This is a genomic window from Winogradskyella vincentii (assembly GCF_020166345.1).
In the GTDB taxonomy this organism is placed as follows: Bacteria; Bacteroidota; Bacteroidia; order Flavobacteriales; family Flavobacteriaceae; genus Winogradskyella; species Winogradskyella vincentii.
The window spans coordinates 57,004-69,348 of sequence record NZ_JAIUJS010000007.1 but is presented as its reverse complement, the minus strand read 5'-3'; the positions used below and the strand labels follow the sequence as shown (position 1 = coordinate 69,348).

Annotated in this window: 9 protein-coding genes; 1 reads left to right on the top strand and 8 read right to left on the bottom strand. The window is 32.8% G+C overall.

The window, feature by feature from the left end; all coding sequences use genetic code 11:
- Complete coding sequence (locus LBV24_RS12265; protein WP_224478969.1) at positions 1-675, bottom strand: TetR/AcrR family transcriptional regulator; 675 nt, start codon at positions 673-675, stop codon at positions 1-3.
- Positions 676-792: 117 nt separating this feature from the next.
- Positions 793-1,746, bottom strand: a complete 954-nt coding sequence (locus LBV24_RS12260; RefSeq protein ID WP_224478968.1) for a tetratricopeptide repeat protein — start codon at positions 1,744-1,746, stop codon at positions 793-795.
- A gap of 178 nt (positions 1,747-1,924) precedes the next feature.
- Here LBV24_RS12260 and LBV24_RS12255 point away from each other — a divergent pair, with 178 nt between their 5' ends.
- Positions 1,925-8,017, top strand: coding sequence for an alpha-2-macroglobulin family protein (locus tag LBV24_RS12255; protein ID WP_224478967.1), 6,093 nt, complete (start codon positions 1,925-1,927; stop codon positions 8,015-8,017).
- Here LBV24_RS12255 and LBV24_RS12250 read toward each other — a convergent pair.
- The 6 genes from LBV24_RS12250 to LBV24_RS12225 form a co-directional block, all read right to left on the bottom strand.
- Positions 8,014-8,565 (bottom strand): mycothiol transferase, encoded by a 552-nt coding sequence (locus tag LBV24_RS12250; protein ID WP_224478966.1) that lies wholly within the window; start codon positions 8,563-8,565, stop codon positions 8,014-8,016. The genes LBV24_RS12255 and LBV24_RS12250 overlap by 4 nt on opposite strands.
- 73 nt (positions 8,566-8,638) lie before the next feature.
- On the bottom strand, positions 8,639-9,160 hold the full coding sequence (locus LBV24_RS12245; RefSeq protein WP_224478965.1) for a DUF4136 domain-containing protein: 522 nt from the start codon (positions 9,158-9,160) through the stop codon (positions 8,639-8,641).
- Positions 9,161-9,208: 48 nt separating this feature from the next.
- A complete protein-coding gene (locus LBV24_RS12240) occupies positions 9,209-9,922 on the bottom strand; it encodes an ion transporter (protein WP_224478964.1) in 714 nt (237 codons plus the stop codon).
- 12 nt (positions 9,923-9,934) lie between these two features.
- The gene (obgE, locus tag LBV24_RS12235; protein ID WP_224478963.1) at positions 9,935-10,933 is read right to left on the bottom strand and encodes a GTPase ObgE; all 999 of its coding nucleotides are present in this window, start codon (positions 10,931-10,933) and stop codon (positions 9,935-9,937) included.
- A 50-nt stretch (positions 10,934-10,983) separates the two neighbouring features.
- Positions 10,984-11,190: a PLDc N-terminal domain-containing protein gene (locus tag LBV24_RS12230; protein ID WP_224478962.1), complete on the bottom strand. Its 207-nt coding sequence runs from the start codon at positions 11,188-11,190 to the stop codon at positions 10,984-10,986.
- Between the two features lie 4 nt (positions 11,191-11,194).
- Positions 11,195-12,304 (bottom strand): adenylate kinase, encoded by a 1,110-nt coding sequence (locus tag LBV24_RS12225; RefSeq protein ID WP_224478961.1) that lies wholly within the window; start codon positions 12,302-12,304, stop codon positions 11,195-11,197.
- Between the last annotated feature and the right edge of the window lie 41 nt (positions 12,305-12,345).

The window sequence follows — 12,345 nt, the reverse complement described above, 5'->3', positions numbered from 1 at the left end:
TTATTTTGAAATAGCTTTAGTGGTTAATTCCTTAAAGTACTCTGTTGGTGTAATATCCTTGTTACAATCCGTTATTGAACTAAAATGTTCTTTTAGAAAATGTTGGTGAAGTGCACCTTCAACTATAGTACTTGCCAAACTCAACGCGTATTTGTAATCCTTGTTTACATTAGAAATCATATCACTCAATCTCTTAATGAGTCTTTTATATACAACAAAATAACCTTCTTTGTTTTCACTATCCACTTCTTTAGTTAAGTAAGATTTTGAATACTCGTTAATGATAATTTTGTTTAGCACTACCTCATTGATGTGAGAAAATTCAACATCTTCTTCAATAGTTTTAGTGACCACATCAATTGCTTTGAAGAGTTGCTCCTTTTTATCTGGCATATTAAATGTAGCAAAGACCAATTGGTATTCTATCCATGCCCAATACCATGATGTTAGATAAAGCAATAACTTATGCTTACTTTCAAAATAGCGATAGATAGAACTTTCATTAGAACCGATTTTAGCACCGAGCTTTTTAAATGTAAAACTATCGAAGCCAATTTCTTCAATTAATAATATACTATGCTGAATGATCCGTTTTCCTAAATCAGAAGACTCAGGATCTTTTATATAGATCTTGTCAGGAACCTGAATTTTTAAATTTGAAAGTAGATTTATCATTATTAAGATATTTGAACGCAAATATAATAGTAATACTATCATTTTTACGCATTTAACAAATATTTAGTATTATTATTACTAATGATAATATCTATAAATAATATTTATATATTAAATCTAAAGTCTTGATATTAAGGCTTTTTCTTCCTTAAACACATCAATTTTTGGTAAGCCAGTGATCGCTTTATTGATCCAGAGTAATGCTTTTGATTTTTCTTTTTTATGTCTATAAATCTGTGCCAAACGATAATAGGCCCACTCTTTGGGCACACCATCTTTGGCTGAATAATTCGCCAAATAAGCATTAAGACACTTTTCCCCTTTTTCTAATTGAATATTATAATCCGCACAAACCTTTCCTATTTGATAATGGATAGCATTACGTTGATTCTTTTGTTGAGAAGCCTCTAATGTCCCTATAGCCTTATCAGGTTGCTTTTGCTTGTCATAAAAGCTAGTGAGTTTTTCATAACAGGTTACAGAGCCACCAACTTTTATTGCCAATCTATAATATTTTTCGGCTAATTCTGGTTCGTCATCATATTCGTAAACATAGCCTTTGGCCAAATAACCATCTACTTTAGACAATTTTTCAAGTTCATCAGCATAATTCAAGGCCTTAGAATAACTTCCGCCTATTATGCCAGGTAATGACACATATAGATCAACTAAAGCCCAACGCGTATCTATATGTTTAGGATCTAACTGAGCTGCAGTTAAAAAAGAACGCTTCACATCTCCAATAATCCCAAGTGCTTTAATCTTGCTAATACTTCTGGCCTTCATCCCAAGGGCTCCACCATATTTATAGTGATAATTCGCATTATTGGGATTTTTCTCCTTTAAAGTTTTGTATTGTTCAATGGCTTTATCCCATTTTCTTTGATGACCATAAGCATCACCTAAAAGTTCAATCGCCTTATCATGATCTGGGTTAGTCACAAGATAATTTTGCATTTCGCTTTGGGCACTAACAAACTTTTTTGATGAAATATACATCTCTGCTTTGTCTATAGAACTTTGTGAAAAGCATATTGAAGAAATGAAAAGTATCCATATATATTTTAACATAGCAAACTGGCTTTCAATAACAAAAATACAATTAAAGTATCAGTCGTAAAATCATATAAACTTAACGTTTCGTTTCACTAGCAAATTGCTTAACTTCCCTCAATGAAAAGGTAGTTTTACTATTTTTCATTGTTTTTGGAATGCCTTTTGAAGGTATTTATTGAAAATTTAATCTTACATGAAAAATTTTATTTCAATTATAATGCTGATATGCTTCGCTACTTTTACAAATGCACAAAACAACAATGATAAGCAATGGAAAGAAGTCACTAAACTTGAGGAAAAGGGGCTCACCAAAAGTGCATCAGAACTAGTAGATGAAATTTACAATTCAGCTGTGAAAGATGGCCTATCTCAAGAACGAATTAAAGCATTACTATATAAAAGCAAGTACATGCTGATTCTTGAAGAGGAAGCCCAGCTAAATATTATAAATCTTTTTAAGCAAGAAATTGAGAACTCAAATAATGTAATAGATAAGCGTATTTTAGAAAATATGATTGCTACGCTTTATTGGCAATACTTTAAGCAAAACAGGTATCAATTTTACAATAGAACTACAACTTCAGTAAAGGTAAGTGATGATTTTAGAACATGGGATCTACAAACACTTTTCAATGAAATTCACACCTACTATCAAAGTTCGTTAAAAAATGGTTTGATCTTACAGCAAGAACCACTAGACAAATACAGAACTTTACTTGTTGAGTCAAAAGGTTCTAAAGATTATAGACCAACGCTTTTTGATTTAATCAATCATAATGCACTAGAATTCTATAAAACAGATGAAAATTCTATAACTAAACCATCTTATAAATTTTCAATTGACAATGTTGAATATTTATCTAAAAGCGAAGAATTTATCAATGCAGAATTAGGCGCAAAAGATACCCTGTCTTTACAATTAAATGCTCTGAAGATATATCAAAACTTATTGAAGTTTCACATTAAAAACAAAGAGTCAAAAGCATTTGTCTACAATAACATAGAGCGACTTCATTTTGTTACTAACAATGCGACATATAATGAAAAGGAGGGCCTACTAATCAACGCACTTGAATCGAATGCAGAAGCTTTGAAAGCTTCAGAATTATCAGCATTATATAATTATGAAATTGCAAAAATAAAAAGAGGGCTTGGATTAAAATACACTTCTAACACAGCAGAGAGTAATTCAAATTTACAATATCAGTGGTATCTAAAAGAGGCTTTTGAGCTTTGTAAATCTGTAGTGTTTGCATTTCCAAAAAGCGACGGTGCAAAAAAGTGTGAAGTTTTAATGCAACGCATTAAACAGACCAATGTCAGACTTCAAACCGAAAAATTTATTCCTAATGGTTTGCCATCTCGCTTATTGGTTAATTATAAAAATTTAGATACACTCACATTTAATATTTATAAAGTAACCCAAAAACAACTTGTAGATTTTGAGAGTATTTACAACCCAAAAGACAAAGCGAAATATATTAAAAAACTAAAGGCTCTAAAATCATTTGAAAGTACCTTAAAGTCAATTGGAGACTATCAGGAGCACAGTACAGAAATTGTATTACCTAAACTTTATAACGGCTTATATATTATTGAAGCAAAAACAAATTCTAAAGAAAATGTATTTGCAACAACTCATTTACAAGTTTCAAATTTTGCACTTATTGAAAGTACTACGGAAGATATTCATTACTATCAATTGATTGACAGAAATAATGGGAACCCAATTGATAATGCCAACATTAAACTATCCTATTCAATCAACTATAATGGTAATATTCGGAATAAATCATTTACAACAGACCTGAATGGGAAGTTTATACTTGAAAAAGGCAACAATGCCAAGAGAAATATCACCATAAAAGTGAACAATGGTGATGAAACAGCTTACTTTGGTGAATATTATTTATCTAAAAAGTATAGAGAAAACAATAGAAAGGATATAGATTATCAAACTTATTTATTCACTGATAGAAGTATATATAGACCAGGTCAAACTGTTTATTTTAAAGGTATAGTTTCACAAAGAAAAAACGAAAAAACATCAGTTGTTGATGGTGAATCTATTACCATTACATTACAAAATGTTAATGGAGAAAAACTAAGTGTATTAGAATTAACAACTAATGAATTTGGGTCTGTAGAGGGTGAATTTATTTTACCAAATTCTGGATTAACGGGACAGTATAGCATAAGAACATTTTCTAATAAATTAGGCAGAGGCTACCAAAGTTTCTCTGTTGAAGAATACAAACGGCCAAAGTTCAAACCAGAATTCAATCCAGTTACGGACACCTTTAAAGTAAACGATAGTATTACAGTAAATGGTAAAGCTATTGCATTTGCAGGAAGTAATATAACAGATGCCAAGGTTGTGTATAGAGTAAAACGAATGATACAATATCCAAGATGGTATTATTGGAGAGGGCCTTATTTTAATTCTGAACCACAGGAAATAACCTATGGTGAAACTAAAACGGATTCAAAAGGTGACTTTGAAATTACATTCAAGGCAATACCAGATGAAACTGTTTCTAAAGATAACCTTCCAATTTTTAACTATGAAGTTACTGCCGATATAACTGATATCAATGGTGAAACCAGAAGTACAACCACAATTGTAAATGTTGGTTATCACGCAATGACTCTGAATATAATTTCACCAGAAGCTATTGAGAAATCTAAAAAAGAAATAGACCTAACTATTGATTCCAAAAATCTTAATGGTGAATCCATCTTTACAACAGGAACCTTAAAAGTATATAAATTAAAATCACCTCAAAGCGTTTTACGCAGTAGACCTTGGTCTGCTCCAGATTTTCAGGTAATTTCAAAAGAAGATTTCAAAAAAATATTCCCCAATGATCCTTACAATAACGAACATGATATTAAAAACTGGACCAAAGGAGAAGAAGTTTTTAACACCACATTCAACACAGAAAAAGACAAGTCCATCACTTTAAAAAAATTAAGAAAATGGGATTCGGGTAAATACATTGTTATTGCAGAAAGTAAAGATAAGTTTAGCCAGAGTGTTAAAGACGAAGTTTTTGTTTCAGTATACAGTGACAAAGACAAAACCATAGCAGACAATCAATTATTTGAGGGTCAATTAAACCAACTATCATATGCACCTAACGAAGTTGCTCAATTATCATTAGGGTCTAGCGCAAAAGGTATTTCGGTTACCGTTGAAGTAGAAAAAGACAAGAAAATAATCGTAACGCATTTAATTGAACTCAATAATTCAAAAGAAAGTATCAGTATTCCAGTTTTGGCTGATGACATTGGTGGATTTGATGTGCATTGCAGTTTTGCATTTGCAAACGAATATATCTCGCGCACATATAGAGTAAATGTACCTTATCGAAGTTCAGACCTAGAAATAATTACAGAATCCTTTAGGGACAAATTGCAACCTGGACAAGATGAAACCTGGAGCTTCACTATTAAAGGTCCAAAAGGCGATAAGGTCTCGGCTGAATTACTCGCGAGCATGTATGATGCATCTTTAGATGAATTTGCGCCACACAATTGGTATTTCAACCCAATTCATAACCCAATATATTATAGTAGAATAAACAAAAATTCTAGAAATAGTTTTGGTGTTACACCCTTTGATTTGCATAATAGATTTAATGGTATAACTGGCGTTTCACCACAATTATATGACAAGTTAAATTGGTTTGGTTTTTATTTTGGAAATGTTGGATATGCCATGAGAAAAATGCGGGCTCGTGATGGTGATTATCCCGAAGCACTTGTCGCACCAGTAGTTTCTGATGCGTTTATAGCAACAGAAGATGAAGCGGATCTTGAAGAGGTTGTTGTTGGTGGATATAACGTCACAGGCAATGCAAATATTCAAGAATTAGATTCAAATACAAAAAAAGATCTGGATTCTGATTTAACCACAGTCCAAATCCGTAAAAACTTGAATGAGACAGCTTTTTTCTTTCCACAGCTAAAGACTGATAACGAAGGAAATGTGAATTTTAGTTTTAAAGCACCAGAGGCATTGACTAAATGGAAATTGCAATTATTAGCACACACTAAAAACTTAGAAAGCACCGTAACCCAAATGGAAACGGTTACACAAAAAGAACTTATGGTTATACCTAACGCACCTCGATTTTTACGAGAAGGTGATGAAATAACGATAGGTAGTAAAATTGCAAATCTCACAGAGAAAGAGCTTACAGGAATGGTACGTTTAGAACTGACAGATCCTGTAACTGGAAAATTCTTAACGACATTACTAAAAGGTGAATCTGGTCGCAACTTCACGGTTATGACAGAATTAACTGATCAGAATTTTGCTGTAGACCCAAAGGGTAATACAAATGTATCATGGACATTGTTTATTCCTGAAAATATTCAAGCAGTTCAATACAAGGTCATAGCTACAACAGGTGAATTTAGTGATGGTGAACAAAATGCATTACCCGTTTTAAGCAACCGAATGCTGGTGACAGAAACCTTACCAATGTGGGTAAGATCTAATCAAAGCAAAACATTCACTCTAGACAAGCTTAAGGATTATACCTCAAAGACATTGAGCAACTATAAGTTAACCTTAGAGATGACTTCAAATCCAGCTTGGTATGCTGTACAAGCACTGCCCTATTTAATGGAATATCCTTACGACTGCAATGAACAAACGTTTTCTCGCTATTATGCCAATGCACTGGCACAACATATTGTACAATCTAACACAAAAATAGAAGCCGTTTTTAATCAATGGAAATCCTCAGATGCCTTGCTTTCTAATTTAGAAAATAACAAAGAGCTCAAAAATATTCTTATCCAAGAAACACCTTGGCTAAGAGATGCTCAAACTGAAACTGAGCAAAAGAAACGTATCGGATTGCTATTTGATTTGAATAAAATGAATAACGAATTACAATCTGCTAAACTTAAGTTACAGAACAACCAATCTGCTAGTGGAGCCTGGCCTTGGTTTAATGGTGGCAGAGACAATCGCTATATAACACAGCATATATTAGCAGGATTTGGGCATCTAAAGCAACTCAATGTAAACTTAACACAACATGACAACCATGATATGGTGATGAAGGCATTAAGATATTTAGATGCAGAATTTGTAAAAGAGTATAAAAACCTTAAAAAGTATAATAGTAATATAGATTTATCAAAGGACCATTTGTCCTACATGCAACTACATTACTTGTATGTACGTAGTTTTTATCCTGAGGCACCTTCATCAAACGAAGTAAAAGACATCATCTCTTATTATAAAGGTCAAATAAAAAAGTATTGGTTAAAACGATCATTATATGCTAAAGGATTAATGGCTTTAACTATGCATAGAATGGAGGATTCAAAAACTAGCAATGCCATATTGAAATCATTAAAAGAAAACAGTATTACTTCTGATGAATTAGGCATGTACTGGAAAGAAAATACCAATTCTTGGCACTGGTATCAGGCACCTATTGAGACACAGGCCTTATTAATTGAAGCGTTTAGTGAAATTGATAATGATATTACTACAATTGACAATCTGAAGATTTGGTTACTCAAAAACAAACAAACTAACCAGTGGAAAACTACCAAAGCAACCACTGAAGCAGTGTATGCTTTATTGTTGCAAGGCAGTTCTTGGTTAGATGTCACTGACATGGTGGATGTAAAGGTTGGTAATGAGACTATTTCACCTAGAACCCTTGAGGACGTGAAATTAGAAGCAGGTACGGGTTATTATAAAACATCATGGTCTGGGCCAGAAATCACTCAAAAAATGGCTTACGTTACGGTATCGAAAAAAGGCGATGGTATAGCTTGGGGAGCAATGTATTGGCAATATTTTGAAGACTTAGATAAAATCACCACGTCAGAATCTCCTTTAAAGTTAAGTAAAAAACTATTTCTAAAAACAAATAGAGATATAGGTGAAGAAATATCAGAAATAACGGATAGTACCGAATTAAAAGTTGGTGACCTTGTGCGCGTTCGTATAGAGTTAAGTACTGACCGTTCAATGGAATTTATCCATCTAAAGGATATGAGAGCATCAGGCCTAGAGCCAATCAATGTATTATCACAATATAAATGGCAAGATGGACTTGGATATTATGAAAGTACCAAAGACGCTTCTACCAATTTCTTTATTGATTATTTACCTAAAGGCATATTTGTTTTTGAGTACGACTTAAGAGTTAATAATGCAGGTAACATGAGTAATGGAATTAGCAGAATTCAATCTATGTATGCACCAGAGTTTAGCAGCCATAGTGACGGTGTAAGAATTAAGATTAATTAAATACGTTTTGTTATAAGAGCGAGTTGACCCATATGATTTGCTTGATGTTCCATAACATGGAACCAAGCCCAATGATTACTCATATTGCCATTTTTTTTCTTAAACCAAATATCATCCTTTTCTTTTAAAAGTTTTTTGGTTTTGGACCTTACTTCATCATATATTTTTAGGTAATAATCTATGGGTTTATTTTTAAATTCTTCTCGAGCTTTTACACCTAGATTTAATGCGGTTTCCCACTTAGCCTTTTCTTCTGCATTAAAGCCTCTACCTTCAAAAGTATAGACTTGATAGTAAGCCTCTGTTGCAGCTAAATGATAAATTATAGCACCCGGAGAATTTGCGTTATCATCTAGTAAAAAATCAGTTCCTTGTTGGTCTAAATTAACAACGTGTCTTTCTACCCTGCTCTTAAGATTATCAAGCATCGATATCATATTACCAATATCATTAGAATAGCCTCTTGGCGGTTTAACAACCATCTGAGCAGTTACATTTGAAATTGAAAAAATAATGAGAAATACAATAGAATGGATCTTGGTTGTCATATTTTGGAAGTCTTAGTTTTATTAAATATAACAACAAATACGCCCTGTTTATTTTGATTAACAGTAGATTAACTTATTTTTTCGGTGGATACCTTTTAAAAATTCTTTCAGCAACTGTATTGAAATGCTCCTCTCTATTTTCTGGTGTGTCATTAGGTTTATAATATGATTCGGTAATTGCCTTCCATATTAATTTTTCGGTCTGTTTCAAATCAATAAATTCTATGACCACTTCTCTTGATCGCAAATTGTTTGTAACAGGTACACCAACAGATATTGCACCTCCAACGTTACCGCCTGTTCCTCCTACACCAATACCAAAGCTCGAGTTAGTTCTATTCTGTGCATCTTTACAACTTATATCTATATAAAAATCTGCATTGTACTTACGCTCCAAACCCAATTTTGTGAGTTGAGAATCAATTGCTCTTATCATTCGTTTTTGATCAAAAAAACTTAGACCAGTTTCCATATCATCAAAATAATTATAGCTTTTATATTTGGAAAAATCCGTTGATTCTTCATAGTCATATGATACTAATGGCCCACAGGAAACTGCCACTATAAAAAGAATCAGATACTTAAAAACTTTCATTTTTCTTTTAAAGATACTAAAAAAGCACAGTGCACTAAAGTGTTTTAACTATTCTTCATCATCAGTTAAATCAAACACTTTGGTAAGAGAAGAAGATATTATACCTGTTGGAATTGCCACAATTCCCAAACCAATTAAAAGTATAAAAAAAGTGAAGATTCGCCCACCCATAGTTACGGGATAAACATCACCATAACCTACAGTTGTAAGCGTAATTATTGACCACCATAGACTATCAAAAATGGAGGAGAAATGTTCTGGTTGTGCTTCGTTTTCAAAATAATAGATTCCTACAGCAGCAAAATAGATTAGCACCAATGTTATGGCCATAAAAAGGATGATTTGCTCTTTTGCCATTAGCATTGCTTTTGTAAAATGGCGCATAGCCTTATTATACCTTACTAATTTTAAGAGTCTAAATAATCTGAACATTCTTAAAACTCTAAGTGATCTTAAATCCACACCAAAGGATAAATAAAAAGGAAGTATGGCAAAGAGGTCAATTAAGCCAAAAAAACTAAAAATGAATTTAAATTTTTTATCTGCCACATAAATTCTTGCAATATATTCTATCGTAAAAATGGTAACACAAAATATCTCAATTGAATTTAATATTACTCGTGTTTGAGGCTTTAAATTGGGTACGGTCTCAATTGAAAATGTTATGACAGAAAGGACAATTAAAAATTGAATGAAAAAAGCAAAGCTCCTGCTAAGCTTGTTGTTATTATATTCGACAATACTTTTTATGTAAGCCTTCATAATAATTAACAATTATTCATTTAACATTTGCCAGAGTTTATCTTTTAATTCTGTTAGACCTTGTTGGGCTACTGAAGAAATAAACATATAATCAGCCTCCAGATCTTCATCTAAAATAGTAGAAATTTCAGACTTCAATTCATCATCTAACATATCAGATTTTGAAATTACAACAAATCTCTCTTTGTCCAACATTTCGGGATTATATCTTCTTAATTCATCTACCAATATGTTATACTGCTCTACAATGTCTTTAGCATCAGCAGGAATTAAGAATAATAATATTGAATTTCGCTCTATATGTCTCAAAAAGTAATAACCAAGACCTTTACCTTCTGCCGCACCTTCAATTATACCAGGAATATCAGCCATAACAAATGATTGATAATCGCGATATTTTACAATACCTAGATTTGGTTTTAATGTAGTAAACTCATAATCAGCAATTTTTGGTTTTGCTGAAGTTAATACAGACAATAGCGTAGATTTACCTGCATTAGGAAATCCAACTAGCCCAACATCTGCGAGGACTTTCAGCTCTAAAGTAATTTCCTTTTCTTCAAGAGGAATACCAGGCTGTGCATAACGAGGCGTTTGATTTGTAGAGCTCTTAAAATGCCAGTTTCCGCGTCCACCTTTACCTCCTTCTGCGACAATCTTCTCTTCGCCATCTTCGGTAATTTCAAAAAGTATGTCATTAGTTTCAGTATCACGAACAACGGTTCCTAATGGCACTTCTATAATTGCATCTTCACCATCTGCTCCAGTACTTCTACCTGAACTACCATGTGCACCATGACCTGCTTTGATATGACGTTTAAACTTTAAGTGAATTAATGTCCAGAGGTTTGCATTGCCTTTAATTATTATATGACCACCACGGCCACCATCACCACCATCAGGCCCGCCTTTTTGAATATATTTTTCGCGATGTAAATGTGCAGATCCCTTGCCTCCATTACCTGAGGCCACATGCATTTTAACGTAGTCTACAAAATTTCCTTCTGTCATGTCAGTATCCCACGATAGTGGAAATTTAAATTATTTGTTGGAGTTAAAGTTTACCGAATTTTCTTATTGCGACCAATAATAAAGTATAAAATTGAACCAAAATATGGAAGTAGCAAAACTACGATTACCCAAATAAGTTTATCATTATCCGGAAACTTATTTCTCAAAATGCTTATTAATGCCAATATTGGCAATAGAAAAAATAGAATTGATAATACAATCCAAATCAAAGCTCCTATTGGAGTGATGAAATCCATCAGGCTACAATTTATCTATAACGCCACTTAACCTTACAGTAATTTCTTCAATACTTCCAACACCATCAACGCCAAAATACTTGTCTTGATCTGAATAGTAGTCTTTAAGAATTGCAGTTTTGTCGTAGTATTCCTTTATTCTATTTCTAATAATACTCTCATCAGCATCATCAGCCCTTCCACTTGTTTTACCACGCTCTAACAATCTACCAACTAATACTTCATCCTCTACCTCAAGTGCTACCATCGCATTAATTTGAGAATCTTTAGATTCCATTAAGTTATCTAATGCTTTTGCTTGTGCATTGGTTCTTGGAAAACCATCGAAAATAAAACCTTTTGCATCGGCATTTTTTTCAACTTCCTTATTAAGCATATCAATGGTAACTTGGTCTGGCACCAATTCTCCTTTATCCATATAAGACTTAGCTAACATTCCAAGAGCAGTCTCATTCTTAATGTTATAACGAAATACATCACCTGTTGAGATGTGCACTAAATCATATTTTTCCTTTAAAAAATTCGCTTGAGTTCCTTTACCTGCACCTGGAGGGCCAAATAGAACGATATTAGTCATGTATTGAGTTGTTTTTAATTGATATACAGCTGGCATGTCTCTTCCAAGTCCCTTATAGTCTAATCCGTAACCGACGATAAACTTATTAGGAATCTCCATACCAACATAATGGAGTTTATAATCTTTTTTGTAAGCTTCTGGTTTATAGAATAACGTAGCAATAATTAGCTGTTTTACATTCTCATTTCTAAAAATTCTATGTACTTCTTCCAACGTATTACCAGAATCTATAATATCTTCTAATATTACAACAGTTCTACCTGTTAAATCTTGTGTTAATCCAATTAACCTTTGTATATCCTCAGTAGACTTTACACCTTCATATGATGCTAACTTAATAAAAGTTACTTCACAAGGTTTTGGATATAATTTCACAAAGTCGCTCACAAACATAAATGAGCCGTTGAGTATACCAACAAAAACAGGCATCTCATCTCCAAGATCCGAAGCGATTTCTTCGACCAATTTTTCAACTGAAGATTGAATTTGCTCTTCAGAAATAAAGGGTTTAAAATATAAATCGTGAAGCTTAATCAATGTGCACTAATTATTAGAAATGCAAAGATAATCATTTGATT

What these genes read in the sequence shown, in the direction of transcription:
- LBV24_RS12265 (WP_224478969.1), bottom strand. Translation starts at nt 675, where the DNA reads ATGATAAATCTACTTTCAAATTTAAAAATTCAGGTTCCTGACAAGATC.
- LBV24_RS12260 (WP_224478968.1), bottom strand. Translation starts at nt 1,746, where the DNA reads ATGTTAAAATATATATGGATACTTTTCATTTCTTCAATATGCTTTTCA.
- LBV24_RS12255 (WP_224478967.1), top strand. Translation starts at nt 1,925, where the DNA reads ATGAAAAATTTTATTTCAATTATAATGCTGATATGCTTCGCTACTTTT.
- LBV24_RS12250 (WP_224478966.1), bottom strand. Translation starts at nt 8,565, where the DNA reads ATGACAACCAAGATCCATTCTATTGTATTTCTCATTATTTTTTCAATT.
- LBV24_RS12245 (WP_224478965.1), bottom strand. Translation starts at nt 9,160, where the DNA reads ATGAAAGTTTTTAAGTATCTGATTCTTTTTATAGTGGCAGTTTCCTGT.
- LBV24_RS12240 (WP_224478964.1), bottom strand. Translation starts at nt 9,922, where the DNA reads ATGAAGGCTTACATAAAAAGTATTGTCGAATATAATAACAACAAGCTT.
- obgE (WP_224478963.1), bottom strand. Translation starts at nt 10,933, where the DNA reads ATGACAGAAGGAAATTTTGTAGACTACGTTAAAATGCATGTGGCCTCA.
- LBV24_RS12230 (WP_224478962.1), bottom strand. Translation starts at nt 11,190, where the DNA reads ATGGATTTCATCACTCCAATAGGAGCTTTGATTTGGATTGTATTATCA.